At 69.3% G+C, this 16,153-nt stretch carries 17 protein-coding genes; all 17 read right to left on the bottom strand.

Translation table 11 applies throughout. The features are described 5' to 3' along the window. Positions 1-58 precede the first annotated feature (58 nt). The 17 genes from AB0927_RS36320 to AB0927_RS36240 all read right to left on the bottom strand — a co-directional run bounded on the left by AB0927_RS36320 (position 59) and on the right by AB0927_RS36240 (position 15,962). A complete protein-coding gene (locus tag AB0927_RS36320) occupies positions 59-433 on the bottom strand; it encodes a F0F1 ATP synthase subunit epsilon (RefSeq protein ID WP_366672100.1) in 375 nt (124 codons plus the stop codon). A 110-nt stretch (positions 434-543) separates the two neighbouring features. Beyond that, complete coding sequence (atpD, locus tag AB0927_RS36315; protein WP_366672099.1) at positions 544-1,980, bottom strand: F0F1 ATP synthase subunit beta; 1,437 nt, start codon at positions 1,978-1,980, stop codon at positions 544-546. Then, positions 1,981-2,898 carry a F0F1 ATP synthase subunit gamma gene (locus AB0927_RS36310; protein WP_366672098.1) on the bottom strand — a complete coding sequence of 306 codons (918 nt, stop codon included), beginning with the start codon at positions 2,896-2,898 and terminating at the stop codon, positions 1,981-1,983. 21 nt (positions 2,899-2,919) lie between these two features. Next, complete coding sequence (atpA, locus tag AB0927_RS36305; RefSeq protein ID WP_366672097.1) at positions 2,920-4,512, bottom strand: F0F1 ATP synthase subunit alpha; 1,593 nt, start codon at positions 4,510-4,512, stop codon at positions 2,920-2,922. A gap of 160 nt (positions 4,513-4,672) precedes the next feature. Beyond that, positions 4,673-5,488, bottom strand: a complete 816-nt coding sequence (locus AB0927_RS36300) for a F0F1 ATP synthase subunit delta (protein WP_366672096.1) — start codon at positions 5,486-5,488, stop codon at positions 4,673-4,675. Beyond that, the gene (locus AB0927_RS36295; RefSeq protein ID WP_366672095.1) at positions 5,485-6,030 is read right to left on the bottom strand and encodes a F0F1 ATP synthase subunit B; all 546 of its coding nucleotides are present in this window, start codon (positions 6,028-6,030) and stop codon (positions 5,485-5,487) included. Before AB0927_RS36295 ends, AB0927_RS36300 begins: the two co-directional genes overlap by 4 nt. A 42-nt stretch (positions 6,031-6,072) precedes the next feature. Next, positions 6,073-6,300, bottom strand: coding sequence for an ATP synthase F0 subunit C (gene atpE / locus AB0927_RS36290; protein ID WP_285563327.1), 228 nt, complete (start codon positions 6,298-6,300; stop codon positions 6,073-6,075). A 74-nt stretch (positions 6,301-6,374) separates the two neighbouring features. After that, positions 6,375-7,214, bottom strand: a complete 840-nt coding sequence (gene atpB, locus AB0927_RS36285; RefSeq protein ID WP_366672094.1) for a F0F1 ATP synthase subunit A — start codon at positions 7,212-7,214, stop codon at positions 6,375-6,377. 210 nt (positions 7,215-7,424) lie between these two features. Beyond that, positions 7,425-7,865 carry a hypothetical protein gene (locus tag AB0927_RS36280; protein ID WP_366672093.1) on the bottom strand — a complete coding sequence of 147 codons (441 nt, stop codon included), beginning with the start codon at positions 7,863-7,865 and terminating at the stop codon, positions 7,425-7,427. Positions 7,866-8,166: 301 nt separating this feature from the next. Next, positions 8,167-9,492, bottom strand: a complete 1,326-nt coding sequence (locus tag AB0927_RS36275; protein WP_366672092.1) for an MraY family glycosyltransferase — start codon at positions 9,490-9,492, stop codon at positions 8,167-8,169. 152 nt (positions 9,493-9,644) lie between these two features. After that, positions 9,645-10,883, bottom strand: a complete 1,239-nt coding sequence (gene glyA / locus AB0927_RS36270; protein WP_366672091.1) for a serine hydroxymethyltransferase — start codon at positions 10,881-10,883, stop codon at positions 9,645-9,647. A 108-nt stretch (positions 10,884-10,991) separates the two neighbouring features. Further along, complete coding sequence (locus tag AB0927_RS36265) at positions 10,992-11,669, bottom strand: protein-tyrosine-phosphatase (RefSeq protein ID WP_366672090.1); 678 nt, start codon at positions 11,667-11,669, stop codon at positions 10,992-10,994. After that, positions 11,666-12,313: an L-threonylcarbamoyladenylate synthase gene (locus AB0927_RS36260; protein ID WP_366672089.1), complete on the bottom strand. Its 648-nt coding sequence runs from the start codon at positions 12,311-12,313 to the stop codon at positions 11,666-11,668. The genes AB0927_RS36265 and AB0927_RS36260 overlap by 4 nt, the downstream gene beginning before the upstream one ends. Before the next feature lie 50 nt (positions 12,314-12,363). Then, on the bottom strand, positions 12,364-13,209 hold the full coding sequence (gene prmC, locus AB0927_RS36255; protein WP_366672088.1) for a peptide chain release factor N(5)-glutamine methyltransferase: 846 nt from the start codon (positions 13,207-13,209) through the stop codon (positions 12,364-12,366). Between the two features lie 57 nt (positions 13,210-13,266). Continuing rightward, positions 13,267-14,334 (bottom strand): peptide chain release factor 1, encoded by a 1,068-nt coding sequence (gene prfA, locus AB0927_RS36250; protein WP_366672087.1) that lies wholly within the window; start codon positions 14,332-14,334, stop codon positions 13,267-13,269. Between the two features lie 109 nt (positions 14,335-14,443). After that, entirely contained in the window at positions 14,444-14,668 is a 225-nt protein-coding gene (gene rpmE / locus AB0927_RS36245) for a 50S ribosomal protein L31 (RefSeq protein WP_019326867.1), read from the bottom strand. Between the two features lie 160 nt (positions 14,669-14,828). Then, the gene (locus tag AB0927_RS36240; protein WP_366672086.1) at positions 14,829-15,962 is read right to left on the bottom strand and encodes an LCP family protein; all 1,134 of its coding nucleotides are present in this window, start codon (positions 15,960-15,962) and stop codon (positions 14,829-14,831) included. Between the last annotated feature and the right edge of the window lie 191 nt (positions 15,963-16,153).

Here is a 16,153-nt window from a genome sequence, read left to right as displayed (position 1 = left end):
CACCGGATTGCTCCGGGCCGGCCGCGGCTGAGTGATGTCAACGTACCGCGCGGCTGGTTCAGCGCGCGGCCGCCGCACGAAGTCGGACGTCCGCGCGACGCTCGGCGGCGGCGTCGCCCTCCGCCTTCGCGCGCTCGAGTTCCCGCTCCGTGCGCTGGACATCGATCTCGTCCGACAGTTCGGCGATCTCGGCCAGCAGGGACAGCTTGTCGTCCGCGAACGAGACGAAACCGCCGTGCACCGCGGCGACGACCGTTCCGCCATCACTCGTACGGATGGTCACCGGGCCCGACTCCAGCACACCGAGCAGCGGCTGGTGACCGGGCATGACGCCGATGTCGCCGGAGGTGGTGCGCGCGACGACCAGGGTGGCCTCGCCGGACCAGACCTGGCGGTCCGCGGCGACCAGCTCGACGTGCAGCTCAGCAGCCAAGGGTGGCTCCTCGGGTCACCACCCGGCAGGGGTGCCGGGTGTTGGGGTCAATTCTAGGGGGCGTTGCGGAGGGGGCGGGACGTGCCCGCCCCCTCAGCCGAGCACGAGGCTCAGGAGACGCCGAGCTCCTTGGCGTTGGCCTTGAGGTCCTCAAGGCCACCGCACATGAAGAACGCCTGCTCCGGGAAGTGGTCGTACTCGCCGTCGCAGATCGCGTTGAACGCGGCGATCGACTCGTCCAGCGGCACGTCCGAACCGTCCACGCCGGTGAACTGCTTGGCGACGTGGGTGTTCTGGGACAGGAAGCGCTCCACGCGACGGGCACGGTGGACGACGAGCTTGTCCTCCTCGCCGAGCTCGTCGATACCGAGGATCGCGATGATGTCCTGCAGGTCCTTGTACTTCTGCAGGATGTTCTTCACGCGCATGGCCGCGTTGTAGTGGTCCGCGGCGATGTACCGCGGGTCCAGGATCCGGGACGTGGAGTCCAGCGGGTCCACGGCCGGGTAGATGCCCTTCTCCGAGATCGGACGGGAGAGAACCGTCGTCGCGTCGAGGTGGGCGAAGGTGGTGGCCGGGGCCGGGTCGGTCAGGTCGTCCGCGGGGACGTAGATCGCCTGCATCGAGGTGATCGAGTGACCGCGGGTCGACGTGATGCGCTCCTGGAGGAGACCCATCTCGTCGGCCAGGTTCGGCTGGTAACCCACCGCGGACGGCATACGGCCGAGCAGGGTGGAGACCTCGGAACCGGCCTGCGTGAAGCGGAAGATGTTGTCGATGAAGAACAGCACGTCCTGCTTCTGGACGTCACGGAAGTACTCGGCCATGGTCAGGCCGGCCAGCGCGACGCGCAGACGGGTGCCCGGGGGCTCGTCCATCTGACCGAAGACGAGGGCGGTCTTGTCGATGACGCCCGAGTCGGTCATCTCCTCGATGAGGTCGTTGCCCTCACGGGTGCGCTCGCCGACACCGGCGAACACGGAGACACCGTCGTGGTTGTTGGCGACACGGTAGATCATCTCCTGGATGAGCACCGTCTTGCCGACGCCGGCGCCGCCGAACAGGCCGATCTTGCCGCCCTTGACGTACGGGGTGAGCAGGTCGATGACCTTGACGCCCGTCTCGAACATCTCGGTCTTGGACTCGAGTTCGTCGAAGTTCGGGGCCTTGCGGTGGATCGGCCAGCGCTCGCCGTCGTACTGCTCGTCGACGTTCAGCACCTCACCGAGGGTGTTGAACACCTTGCCCTTGGTGAAGTCGCCGACCGGCACCGAGATCGGCGCGCCGGTGTCGACGACCGGGGCCTGGCGGACCAGGCCGTCGGTCGGCTGCATGGAGATGGTGCGGACCAGACCGTCACCCAGGTGCTGGGCGACCTCCAGGGTCAGCGTCTTCTTCTCGCCGGCGTTGGCCGGGTCGGCCACCTCGACGTGCAGCGCCTGGTAGATGTCCGGCATCGCGTCGACGGGGAACTCCACGTCGACGACCGGGCCGATGACCCGGGCGACGCGGCCCGTAGCCGTCGCGGTCTCAACAGTGGTGGTCATTTATCGGTCACTCCCCGCGGTCGCGTCGGCCAGGGCGCTCGCGCCACCGACGATCTCGCTGATTTCCTGGGTGATTTCGGCCTGGCGGGCCGCGTTGGCAAGGCGGGACAGCGTGTTGATCAGCTCGCCCGCGTTGTCGGTGGCCGACTTCATCGCGCGCCGCGTGGCGGCGTGCTTGGAAGCGGCCGACTGAAGCAGCGCGTTGTAAATTCGGCTCTCCACGTAGCGCGGCAGCAGGGCGTCGAGGACGTCCTCCGCCGAGGGCTCGAAGTCGTAGAGCGGCAGGATCTCGCCCTCGGACTTCGTCTCCTCGGCGACCTCGTCGAGGCGCAGCGGAAGCAGCCGTGCGTCGAGCGCGGTCTGCGTCATCATCGACACGAACTCGGTGTAGACGATGTGGAGTTCATCCACGCCGCCGTCGGCCGTGTCCGTCTCGATGGCCTCGATCAGGGGCGCCGCCACCTTCTTGGCGTCGGCGTACGTGGGCTCGTCGGTGAAGCCCGTCCACGACTCCGCGACCTTGCGCTCGCGGAAGTTGTAGTGGGCGACACCGCGCCGGCCGACGATGTACGTGTCGACCTGCTTGCCCTCGCGCTCCAGGCGCTCGGTCAGCTGCTCCGCCGCCTTGATGGCGTTGGAGTTGAAGGCGCCGGCCAGACCGCGGTCGCTCGTGAGGAGCAGGACCGCGGCACGGGTCGGGTTCTCCGCCTCCGTGGTGAGCGGGTGCTTGGTGTTCGAACCCGTACCGACCGCCGTGACCGCGCGCGTCAGCTCGGTCGCGTACGGCGTGGAGGCCGCCACCTTGCGCTGCGCCTTGACGACGCGCGAGGCGGCGATCATCTCCATCGCCTTGGTGATCTTCTTGGTCGCGCTGACGGATCGGATGCGACGCTTGTAGACCCGGAGCTGGGCTCCCATGAGTCAGGTCCCTTCCTTACGTCACTTGGCGGCAGCGGCAGGAGTGTCCTCGCCGAGCAGCTTGCCGTCCGAGGTCTCGAACTGCTTCTTGAACTCGGCCACCGCGTCGTCGATCGCCTGGATCGTGTCGTTGGACATCTTGGCGCCCTCCTTGATGGAGGTCATCAGGCCCTGGTGCTTGCGGTGCAGGAAGTCCAGCAGCTCCCGCTCGAAGCGGCGCACGTCCACGACCGGGACATCGTCCATACGACCGTTGGTGCCGGCCCACACGGAGACGACCTGGTCCTCGGTGGCCATCGGCTGGTACTGGTCCTGCTTCAGCAGCTCGACCATGCGCTGACCGCGCTCAAGCTGGGCCTTGGAGGCCGCGTCCAGGTCGGAACCGAAGGCGGCGAACGCCTCCAGCTCGCGGAACTGGGCGAGGTCCACGCGCAGCCGGCCGGAGACCTGGCGCATCGCCTTGTGCTGGGCGGAGCCACCGACTCGGGAGACCGAGATACCGACGTTCAGCGCGGGACGCTGACCGGCGTTGAACAGGTCCGACTCCAGGAAGCACTGGCCGTCGGTGATGGAGATGACGTTGGTCGGGATGAACGCCGAGACGTCGTTGGCCTTGGTCTCGACGATCGGCAGACCGGTCATCGAACCGGCACCCATGTCGTCGGAGAGCTTGGCGCAGCGCTCCAGCAGACGCGAGTGCAGGTAGAAGACGTCACCCGGGTAGGCCTCACGGCCCGGCGGGCGGCGCAGCAGCAGGGACACGGCGCGGTAGGCGTCGGCCTGCTTCGAGAGGTCGTCGAAGATGATGAGGACGTGCTTGCCCTCGTACATCCACTGCTGGCCGATGGCCGAACCGGTGTACGGCGCAAGGTACTTGAAGCCGGCCGGGTCGGACGCCGGGGCGGCGACGATGGTCGTATACTCCAGCGCGCCGTTCTCCTCCAGCGAGCGGCGCACGCCCGCGATGGTGGAGCCCTTCTGGCCGATGGCGACGTAGATGCAGCGGACCTGCTTCTTCGGGTCGCCGGTGCGCCAGTTGTCGCGCTGGTTGATGATGGTGTCGACGGCCAGGGCGGTCTTGCCGGTCTGGCGGTCGCCGATGATCAGCTGACGCTGACCACGGCCGATCGGGGTCATCGCGTCGACGGCCTTGTAGCCGGTCTCCATCGGCTCGTGCACCGACTTGCGCTGCATGACCGTGGGGGCCTGCAGCTCAAGGGCGCGGCGGCCGGACGTCTCGATCTCGCCGAGGCCGTCGATCGGGTTGCCGAGCGGGTCGACAACACGGCCGAGGTAGCCCTCGCCGACCGCGACGGAGAGCACCTCGCCGGTACGCGTGACCGGCTGACCCTCCTCGACGCCACTGAACTCGCCGAGGACGATGGCACCGATCTCGCGCTCCTCGAGGTTGAGGGCGAGGCCGAGGGTGCCGTCCTCGAACTTCAGCAGTTCGTTGGCCATGGCCGAGGGAAGACCCTCGATCTTCGCGATGCCGTCGCCGGCAAGGGTGACCGTACCGACCTCCTCGCGCGAGGCCGCGTCCGGCTTGTACGACTGGACGAAGTTCTCCAGCGCGTCCCGGATCTCCTCCGGCCGGATCGTGAGCTCCGCCATCTGGGTTCCCTGCTCTCCTTGTTGGGCCCGAAGTTTCACTTTGGGGGGATGGGGACTCCCCCCAACAGGAGGTGAATCCTCTGCACGGCCCAACCAGGGCCGTATGTACGTACTGCTATTTCTCGGTATGTCGAGGTGCTGCGTCGCTGTCGCGTCGCCGCTAGCTCGCCATGCGGCGGGCGGCCTCGTCCAGCCGGTCCGCGAGCGAACCGTTGATGACCTCGTCACCGACCTGTACCCGCATACCGCCGACGACGTCGGGGTCCACGTCCAGGTTGAGGTGGATCCGGCGGCCGTAGAGCTTGCCGAGGGCGGCGCCGAGGCGCTGCTTCTGGGTGTCGCTCAGCGGTACCGCCGAGGTGACGACGGCGACCAGGCGGTCCCGGCGCTCCGCGGCGAGCTTGGACAGGGACTCCAGTCCCGCTTCCAGGCTACGACCACGCGGCGCGGCCACGAGGCGCACGACCAGACGCTCGGTGACGGGCTTGGCCCGTCCGCCCAGCAGCCGCTGAAGCAGCTCGGTCTTGGCCCCGGCGCCCGCGGTGCGGTCGGTCAGGGCGGCGCGCAGCTCGGTGCTGGACGAGACGATCCGGCCGAACCGGAACAGCTCGTCCTCGACCTCGTCGAGGTTGCCACGCTTCTCCGCGGCGGTGAGGTCGGCGATGTCCGCCAGCTGCTCCAGCGCGTCCACCAGGTCGCGGGGCTGCGACCAGCGGGCGCGGGCCATCCCGGCCACCAGGTCGGCGGTCGGGCCGCTGACCTGGGTGCCGAGCAGGCTCTGGACCAGCCCGGCCTTGGCCTCTCCGGACTTCGCCGGGTCGGTGAGGACCCGGCGCAGGCCGGCCTCGCGGTCGAGCAGCGCGGTGACGGCCGCCAGCTCGTCGGCGAGCGTGCCCGCGTCCACGGACGTGGCGTCCGTCAGCGCGTCGAGACGCTCCCGTGCGGCTGCCAGGGCCTCGCGGCTCGCTCCGTTCATCGCGCGGCCTCGGCCTTCTCCTCGAGCTCGTCGAGGAAGCGGTCGATCACACGGCTCTGCCGGGCGTGGTCCTCAAGGGACTCGCCGACGAGCTTGCCGGCCAGGTCGGTGGCGAGCTTGCCGACGTCCTGGCGCAGCGTGGACGCGGCGGCCTTGCGGTCGGCCTCGATCTGGGCGTGACCGGCGGCGACGATCTCCTCGCGCTGCCGCTGGCCCTCGGCCCGCATCTCGGCGATGAGGGTGGCGCCCTGCTCCTGCGCTTCCTGGCGCAGCCGCGCGGCCTCGTGCCGGGCCTCGGCGAGCTGGGCCTTGTACTGCTCAAGGACGCTCTGGGCCTCGGTCTGCGCGGCCTCGGCCTTTTCGATACCGCCCTCGATGGCCTCGCGGCGCTCTTCCAGAACCTTGTTGATGTTCGGGAGGAGCTTCTTGGCGAGGAAGCCGAAGACGATGACGAAGGCGATCAGGCCGATGACGAGCTCCGGCCACGGCGGAACGAGGGGATTCTCCGTCTCCGCCGCAAACTGAACCCAAGACTGGGTCATCTCAGTGCCTTTCGTCGATTAGGGCTATCGCTGACGTTCGTCTTACTTGTAGACGAACGGCATGACGAGACCGATCAGGGCCAGCGCCTCACAGAACGCGAAGCCGAGGATCTGGTTGGCGCGGATCAGGCCCGCAGCCTCGGGCTGGCGCGCGAGGGCCTGCGTGCCGTTACCGAAGATGATGCCGACGCCGACGCCGGGGCCGATGGCGGCCAGGCCGTAACCGACGGAGCTGAGCGAACCAGTGACAGCGGCAAGGGTCTGGGACATGCCAGTTCTTCCTTTTCTTTACGGACCGGTGGGGGTTGGCCACCGGACGACCGGGGGTTTCGGGGCGAGGTGGCTCAGTGGTGCTCGGCGAGCGCGCCCTGAATGTAGGAGCAGGTCAGCAGGACGAAGACGTACGCCTGGACGGCCTGGATGAAGAGCTCGAAGGCGGTCATGACGATCGTCATCACGAACGAGACACCGGAGTAGGCGATGCCGATGCCGTTCAGCATGTACCAGCTGGCGATCGTGAAGAGCACGAGCAGCGTGTGACCGGCGAACATGTTCGCGAACAGTCGGACGGCGTGCGTGAAGGGACGGACCAGCAGGTTCGAGAAGAACTCGATCGTCATGGCCAGCGGCAGCACCGGGCCGAGCGACTTGTCGTAGCCCGTGAAGTTCTTGAAGGCCCCGACGAATCCGTGCCGCTTGAAAGTGAGGGAGACCCAGACGATGTAGACGATCGCGGCCAGGACGATCGGGTAGGCGATGATCGCCGTAACCGGGAACTGGGCGACCGGGATGATCGACCAGAGGTTCATCATCCAGACGAAGAAGAAGAGAGAGACGACCAGCGGGACGTACTTCTCGCCTTCCTTCTTGCCGATGGTCTCGTAGACGACACCGCGGCGCACGAAGTCGTAGCCGGTCTCGGCGACCATCTGGAGCTTGCCCGGGATGACCTTGGCCTTGCCGAAGGCGGCCCAGAAGAAGCCCACGATGATGATGGAGCCGAGCAGGGCCAGCAGCATCGGCTTGTTGAAGTAGAGGCCGTTCGTGTCCCCCCAGAGGGGCTCGAAGAGGAACGAGTGCAGGCCGGGAGCAACGGTGTCGAAACCGCACCCGCTGAACAGGTGACAGCTCGTGTCGAAAGCGAGCGTCTGCGTCGGATCAGCACTCACCGCGGGCTCCTTCATCGTGGCGCATAGGTACGGCAACCTCGTTGTGTCGGCGCGGCGTGCGGCCGCGGGTCGGCACGGGACTGGTGTTACGGATGTGGGGGCGGCTGGGGGGCATCTCGCCTCGCGATAGAACAGGCGTCAGCTCAGATGCCCGCGCCCGCGATGCCGCAGTTGGCATCGGACGATAGCAGCATGCCTGCTGCGCCTTTATCCCGGCCCTACCTCTCACGACGAGCGCCCTGTCTTTTCGGGCTTGTCACCCGAGGACGAGGCGTCCGGATCGACGTAGAGGACCTTGGCCTTCATGTGCGCACGCGTCTGGGCGACGATCCACGCGAGGGTGGCGACCACGAGCGTGATGGCGAAGGCACGCGGGTTGAAGAGCGTGGTGTTCTTGAACGCGGCGACGAAGATGACCATCAGCAGCAGCTGAGCCGCGTAGAGCATCAGGCCCATCATCTGGAACAGCTGCGGAAATGACTTGGCGGTGCGCTGGAGCACGTAGAGACCGAGCCCCATGAAGAGGACCACGATCACCGTCGCGACGACAGCCCCGATCGCTCCCTTGCCGCCCGCGACCACACCACTGACGACGGCGGCAAGCGCGCCGACGACAGCCGTGGGTACGGCGGCCTGGGTCAGGATCCGGACGTCAGAAGACGGCATGGCGGCAACTCCGCTTTCACAGGGGGCAGGTGTCGTCATGGACGAGCGTAGTCCCGGGCTGAGTGAACGAGACCTCACACCAATGGACCGTCGCACTACGGTCCTTCGGTTCTATCCGGGGTTCTCGTGAACCGTATCACAAACTATTTGATGAGGTCTTTACCTGGTAGGTGTGCTTGCTGTCACACATGAGAGTGACTCTGCACGTCTGATCAAAAATCGAGCCGCTTTGTCTGGTATTGGGGATCTTTGCTCCCCCACGACTTGGCAATGCTCTCGTCAGATTCTTACCTTGACCGTCTCAGGAACGGTCAGGAAAACGCCTATGGGGGCCGATTGCGGTCGCCCCGTTGACGCCGGACACACCGGCCGTGACGGGAGCGCGCCCCTCGGCGTCCGGCTCGTCCGCGGCGTCCTCCGCGACGCCCTCCACCGCGCGTTCCGCTTCCGCCGCCGCGCGCCGGCGCCGGTACCGGGGCGGCACGAAGCGCTGGGCCCACACCGGCACCCGCGGCGTGAAGCGCGGCAGGAGCAGCAGGACCAGGCCCACCGCGCTGAGGAAGACGACGCCGAGCACGATCCACATGGACGCCGAGTTGACCGAGTAGGCCAGCGCGCCGAAGGCGATCAGCGCCGACCAGAAGTACATGATCAGCACCGCGCGGCTATGCGAGTGGCCGATCTCCAGCAGCCGGTGGTGCAGATGCCCGCGGTCCGCGGCGAACGGCGACTGGCCCCGCCAGGTGCGGCGCACGATCGCCAGCACCAGGTCGGCGGCGGGGATCGCGATGATCGTCAGCGGCATCAGCAGCGGGATGTAGACCGGCACCATCTGGTGGACGGTGGCGCGCTCGGATCCGGAGAACAGGTTCATCACGTCCGGGTCCACCTGGCCCGTGATCGAGATGGCGCCCGCGGCCAGCACCAGGCCGATCAGCATGGATCCCGAGTCGCCCATGAAGATGCGGGCCGGGTGCATGTTGTGCGGCAGGAAGCCCAGGCACATGCCCATCAGGATCGACGCGAACAGGGTGGCGGGGGCGGCGGCCTCGATGCCGTACGACACCCAGACGCGGTACGCGTACAGGAAGAACGCGACCGTCGCGATGCACACCATGCCGGCCGCGAGCCCGTCCAGGCCGTCCACGAAGTTCACCGCGTTGATCGTGATGACGACGAGCGCCACGGTCAGCAGCGTGCCCTGCCACTGGGTCAGCGCCACGTTGCCGACGCCGGGGATGGGCAGCCAGAGGATCGTCAGACCCTGCATCACCATGACGCCCGCGGCGATCATCTGGCCGCCGAGCTTGATCAGGGCGTCGATCTCGAACTTGTCGTCCAGGACGCCGATCAGCCAGATCAGGGCGGCGCCGGAGAGCAGCGCCCTCGGCTCGTTGGACTTCTCGAACACCCAGTTCAGGCTGGTCAGATGGTCGGCGGCCAGCAGGCCCGCGCACAGTCCGAAGAACATCGCGATCCCGCCGAGGCGCGGAGTGGGTTCCCGGTGCACGTCCCGGGCCCGGATCTCCGGCATCGCCCCCGCCACGATCGCGAACTTCCGCACCGGCCCTGTCAGCAGGTACGTCACCGCGGCCGTGATGCAGAGCGTCAGCAGGTATTCACGCACGGGCTTCCCCACAGGTCTCGCTGGCCATCACAGCGTCACAGCCTAGCGGCGGGCGTATATGGATGGGGACTGACGGGTAGCCATGATGGTTGCACATCCCGCTGTGACCGACGCTGTGCCGATGCCGTGCCCTGTGCCGCGGCTACCCCGGATCAGCCCGGATACGGCGGGAACGCCCTGGTCAGCTCGCCCACCTCCGCCCGCGCCCCGGCCGGTTCCGTGTGCCCGCGCGCCACCGCGGCGAGCAGCTTCGCGATCCGCGCCATCTCCGGCTCGCCCATGCCCTGGGTGGTCACCGCGGCCGTGCCCAGGCGCAGGCCCCGGCCGTCGCCGCCCGGCAGCGCGCAGCAGTCCAGGACGATCCCGGCGGCGGCGAGCCGGCCGCGGGCGGTGCGGCCGTCCACGCCGAGCGGCGCCACGTCCGCGGTGATCAGATGGGTGTCCGTGCCGCCGGTGACGACGGAGAGCCCCTGTTCGGCGAGGTGGCCGGCCAGGGTGCGGGCATTGGCGACCACCTGGTGGGCGTACGCCGCGAACGCCGGGGTGGCGGCCTCGCCGAACGCGACGGCCTTGGCGGCGATGGTGTGCATCTGCGCCCCGCCCTGGGTGAACGGGAACACCGCCCGGTCCACCCGCTCCGCCAGCTCGCTCCCGCACAGGAGCATGCCGCCGCGGGGGCCGCGCAGCACCTTGTGTGTCGTCGCGCACACGATGTCGGCGTAGGGCACCGGGTTCGGGGCGGCGCCGCCCGCGACGAGGCCGATGGGGTGTGCGGCGTCCGCGATCAGATAGGCGCCGACCTCGTCGGCGACCTCGCGGAAGAAGGCGTAGTCGATGTGCCGGGGGTAGGCGATGGAGCCGCACACGATCGCCTTCGGGCGGTGGTTGCGGGCCAGGTGGCGCACCTGGTCGTGGTCGATCAGCCCGGTCTCCGCGTCGACGCCGTAGCCGACGAAGTCGAACCAGCGCCCGGAGAAGTTCGCCGGGGAGCCGTGGGTGAGGTGACCGCCGTAGGGCAGGCCGAGGGCGAGGACGGTGTCACCGGGGCGCAGCAGCGCGGCGTACGCCGCGAGGACGGCCGAGGAGCCCGAGTGTGCCTGGACGTTCGCGTGCTGGGCGCCGAACAGCGCGCTCGCCCGTTCCACCGCGAGCCGCTCGGCCATGTCCACGAGTTCGCAGCCGCCGTGATGGCGGGCGCCGGGATAGCCCTCGGCGTACTTGTTCGCCAGCGGCGACCCGAGGGCGGCGAGCACGGCGCGGGACGTGAAGTTCTCCGCCGCGATCAGCTGGAGCGACGTCGCCTGCCGCCGCAGTTCCCCCAGCAGGATCTCGGCCAGCTCCGGATCCTGCTCCCGCAGGACATCGGCCTCGTACGGGGTGATGACCGACATGACGGACTCCGGGCGGTCGACGGTGACGTATCCCCAATGTAGGCCGGGGTCCGGTGCGGTGCGCGGCACCGTGGCGCCCGTGGTGCCGTATGAGCCGCGCCGGCGCCGTCACATCCGCGCGGGCACACCCGTGAGCGCCGTGACGACAGGGTCCAGCGCGTCCCTTATCTCGTCGCCGATGGAGCGGAAGAACGTCAGGGGCGCGCCGTAGGGGTCGTAGACCTCGTCCGCCTCCGCCGTGGGGGCCAGGAGCCAGCCGCGCAGCGCGGCGGCCGCCCGGACCAGGGCGCGGGCGCGCATCACGAGGCCGTCCTCCAGCGGCGGCAGCGTCGCGGGGTCGATCGCGCGGACCAGGCGCGTGAACTCCTTGAGGGTGAACGTGCGCAGGCCCGCCGAATGGCCCATGGAGATGACCTGGGCGCGGTGGTCGCGGGTCGCGGTCAGGACCAGGTCGGCCCGGATGACGTGCTCGTCCAGCAGCTCCCGGCCCATGAAGCCGGCCGCGTCGGCGCCGAAGTCGGCCAGCACGGCCTCCGCGTTGGCCTCCATGGGCGCGCCCTCGTGGCCCCAGGTGCCCGCGCTCTCCACGATCAGCCCGCCGCCGAGCACACCGAGGCGCTCGGCGACGAAATGCCGGGTCAGCCGCTCGGTGATGGGCGAGCGGCACACGTTGCCGGTACTGACGTGGAGGATGCGGAAGGTGTCACGCGGAAACCCGAAGGTGGTCGTCTCCTCCGCGAGGCGCTCCCCGATGCCTATGCCACGCCCCGCTTCAGGGGCCGTCAATTCGCCACCTCAAGGTCGGGTACGACCTTGCGCAGCTCGTCCGCGGAGAGGGCGCCCTCGCGCAGCAGCACCGGCACGTCGCGGGAGACGTCCACGATGGACGAGGGCACGTTGCCCGGGGTCGGGCCGCCGTCGAGGTAGACGGAGACGGAGTCGCCGAGCATGTCCTGCGCGGCGTCGCAGGTCTCCGGCGACAGATGCCCGGTGAGGTTGGCGGAGGAGACCGCCATCGGGCCGACCTCCGTGAGCAGCTCGATGGCGACCGGGTGCAGCGGCATGCGCACGGCGACCGTGCCCCGGGTGTCGCCCAGGTCCCACTGGAGGGACGGCTGGTGCTTGGCGACCAGCGTCAGGGCGCCCGGCCAGAACGCGTCGACCAGTTCCCAGGCCAGCTCGGAGAAGTTCGTGACCAGGCCGTGCAGGGTGTTCGGGGAGCCGATGAGCACGGGGGTGGGCATGTTGCGGCCCCGGCCCTTGGCGGCGAGCAGATCGGCGACGGCCTCGGAGGAGAACGCGTCGGCGCCGATGCCGTAGACCGTGTCGGTCGGCAGCACCACCAGCTCGCCCCGGCGGACGGCGGACGCGGCTTCGCGCAGACCGGTCACGCGGTCGGTCGCGTCGTTGGTGTCGTATCGCCGTGCCATCTAACGGGCCTCCTCGTACACAAACTGCGGGGTTGAAGTCTCGGTGCTGCTCACGGCAGCGCCTTGCGGGCGGTGGCGAACCGCGGCCGGTTGTTGAGGTCGGGGTGATCGGCCGCGTCGGCCCAGCCCCGCTCCTCGGTGAAGATCCACGGCACCTGGCCGCCCTGGGTGTCGGCGTGCTCGATGACGACGACCCCGCCGGGCCGCAGCAGCCGGTGCGCGGTGCGCTCGATGCCGCGGATCAGGTCGAGGCCGTCCTCCCCCGAGAACAACGCCAGCTCGGGGTCGTAGTCGCGGGCCTCGGGGGCGACGTACTCCCATTCGGTGAGCGGGATGTACGGCGGGTTGGAGACGACCAGGTCGACCTGGCCGTCCAGGTCGGGGAACGCGGTCAGGGCGTCGCCCTGGCGCAGGTCGACCCTGGACCCCTCCACGTTCTTGCGGGTCCAGCGCAGCGCGTCCTCCGACAGCTCCACGGCGTGCACCCTGGAGCGCGGCACCTCCTGGGCGAGGGCGAGCGCGATGGCCCCGGAGCCGGTGCACAGGTCGACGATGCAGGGCTCGACCACGTCCATGGCGCGCACCGCGTCTATGGCCCAGCCGACCACCGACTCGGTCTCCGGCCGGGGCACGAAGACGCCGGGCCCGACCTGGAGTTCCAGGTAGCGGAAGTAGGCCCGCCCGGTGATGTGCTGGAGCGGCTCGCGCTGCTCACGCCGGGCGATGACCTCCCAGTACCGGGCGTCGAAGTCCGCGTCCTTCACGGAGTGCAGTTCGCCCCGCTTGACGCCGTGCACGAACGCGGCGAGCTCCTCCGCGTCGGTGCGCGGCGAGGGCACGCCGGCGTCGGCCAGCCGCTGGGTGGCCTGGGCCACCTCTGCGAGCAGCAGGTTCACGCAAGTCCTCCGGAAGTCTGCGAACACACGTCGTATGGGCCTAAGGGCGGCGTCGCCTCACGCGGCCGCGAGCTTCGCCGCGGAGTCGGCGTCGACACAGGCCTGGATGACCGCGTCGAGGTCGCCGTCCAGGACCTGGTCCAGGTTGTACGCCTTGAAGCCGACGCGGTGGTCGGAAATGCGGTTCTCCGGGAAGTTGTACGTACGGATCTTCTCGGAGCGGTCGACGGTGCGGACCTGGCTGCGGCGGGCGTCCGCGGCCTCCCGCTCCGCCTCCTCCTGGGCCGCGGCGAGCAACCTGGAGCGCAGGATACGCAGGGCCTGCTCCTTGTTCTGGAGCTGGCTCTTCTCGTTCTGGCAGGAGGCGACGACGCCGGTGGGCAGGTGGGTGATGCGCACCGCGGAGTCCGTGGTGTTGACGGACTGGCCGCCGGGTCCGGAGGACCGGTAGACGTCGATGCGGAGGTCGTTCGGGTTGATCTCCACGTCCACCTCCTCGGCCTCGGGGGTGACGAGGACACCGGCGGCGGAGGTGTGGATGCGGCCCTGGGACTCAGTGGCCGGCACCCGCTGCACGCGGTGCACACCGCCCTCGTACTTCAGCCGCGCCCACACGCCCTGGCCGGGCTCGGTCTGCCCGCGGGTCTTCACCGCGACCTGGACGTCCTTGTAGCCGCCCAGCTCGGACTCGGTGGCGTCGATGATCTCGGTCTTCCAGCCGACGCGCTCCGCGTAGCGCAGGTACATGCGCAGCAGGTCGCCGGCGAACAGCGCCGACTCGTCGCCGCCCGCGCCCGCCTTGATCTCCAGGATGACGTCCTTGTCGTCACTCGGGTCGCGCGGGACCAGCAGGAGGCGCAGCTTCTCGGTCAGCTCCTCGCGCTGCTGCTCCAGCTCCTTGACCTCGGCGGCGAAGTCGGGGTCGTCGGCGGCCAGTTCGCGCGCGGTCCCGATGTCGTCGCCGGCCTGCCTCCAGGAGCGGTACGTGCCGACGATCGGGGTCAGCTCGGCATAGCGCTTGTTCAGCTTGCGCGCGTTCGCCTGGTCGGCGTGGACCGACGGGTCGGCGAGCTTCGTCTCGAGGTCGGCGTGCTCGGTGACGAGTTCCTCGACTGCCTCGAACATCTTTCGGCTCCTGTACTGCGGTGAAGGGAAGGGGCGGGCGACCAAAAACGCCGGTCCCGGACGCACGCCCTCGCGGACGTACGGCCGTGGACCGGCGAATGGGGGCTCGCTACTTCTTGGAGCCGGCGGCAGCCTTGCCGAAGCGGGCCTCGAAGCGGGCCACACGGCCACCGGTGTCGAGGATCTTCTGCTTGCCCGTGTAGAACGGGTGGCACTCGGAGCAGACCTCGGCCCGGATGGTGCCGGACTCGATGGTGCTGCGGGTGGTGAACGACGCGCCACAGGTGCAGCTGACCTGCGTCTCGACGTACTCGGGGTGGATGTCGCGCTTCAAGGTTTCTCCTAGTGTTCGGGAGGGCGCCGGGTCGCCTCCGCGGGCTGCGGGAGCGTGAACCGGGGCCGACGTACCAGTCTGCCAGGACTGGTGCCATCCCCCCAAACCGGGGGTACGGTCGTTCTATTCCCAGGGGTGCGAGAGGGTCCCCGCGCCTCCCTCAGCCGCTCACCACACCGCCGGCCTCGCCGGTGGCCGTCCCCTTCGTGGCCGCCGCCGGGATCGGGCGGTCGTTCTTCAGCGCGTCCCACACCAGCTGGGCCTTCGCCTTCTCCAGCAGGACCCGGTTCGGGTCGGCCGGGTCGTACCGCACGGGCATGGTGACCATCGTCATGCGCGTGGCGTCGATGCCCTTGAGGCCGTCGGCGAAGTCGATGAGGGAGTTGACCGAGCCGAGGTCGGAGTCGGTGGTGACGGTCTTGGTGGCAGTGTCGGCGAGGTCGTACAGCTTCTTGGGGTCGCTGAGCACGCCGACGTTCCTGACCTGGCCGAGCAGCGCCTTGACGAAGGCCTGCTGGAGCTGGATGCGGCCGAGGTCGGAGCCGTCGCCGACGCCGTGCCGGGTGCGGACCAGGCCGAGGGCCTGCTGCCCGTCGAGGGTGTGCGTGCCGGGCTTGAGGTCCAGGTGGCTCTGCGGGTCGGCGATGGCCCTGGTCGTGGTGACCGGGACGCCGCCGAGGTCGTCGACGAGCTTCTGGAAGCCCGCGAAGTCGACCTCCAGGTAGTGGTCCATGCGGATGCCGGTGAGGGACTCGACGGACTTCACGGCGCAGGCCGCGCCGCCGGTGGAGTACGCCTCGTTGAACATCACGCCGGTCGCCGCCGGGTGCGTGGTGCCCTTGGCGTCGGTGCAGGCGGGGCGGTCCACGAGGGTGTCCCGGGGCACGGAGACCACGCCGGCCTTCTTGTGGCCCTCGTAGACGTGCACGATCATCGCGGTGTCGGAGCGGGCGCTGCCGTCGTCCGTGCCGCCGCCGAGCTTCTTGTTGGAGCCGGCGCGGGTGTCCGAGCCGAGGACCAGGATGTTCTCGGAGCCGTTGTCGACCTTCGTGGGCCGGTCGCCGCCCAGGACCTGGTTGATGTCGATGCTGTGCAGGTTGCCGTTGAGCTTGAGGTACAGGTAACCGGCTCCGGCGCCGCCGAGCACCAGCACGCCCGCGGCCGTCCAGGCCGTCGCCAGCAGGGCCTTGCGGCCGACGCTGCGGGGCTTGCGGCGCCGGCCCTTGCCCCGTCGGCCGGGCTCCTGGGGGCCGGGCTGGGGTATCGCGGGTTCCGGCATGCTCTCGGCGGACACGGCACTCCTAGGGCTCGTCGATCGGTTACCCCCTGCGGTCAGGGTCAGGCGCGGTCATCACCGCTCCATCGTCCCTCCGTGCGGCAGGACGGAGAAACTCGGGACAGCGTTGCACAACGCAGAGTGCCCACCGCGTGCGGCGATGGGCACTCTGCGTAGTCGGCACATCCGGGGATGCGGCGCTCACCTGG

The organism is Streptomyces sp. NPDC048106 (assembly GCF_040706415.1).
Classification (GTDB): Bacteria; Actinomycetota; Actinomycetes; order Streptomycetales; family Streptomycetaceae; genus Streptomyces.
This window is presented reverse-complemented; position numbering and strand designations above follow the sequence as displayed.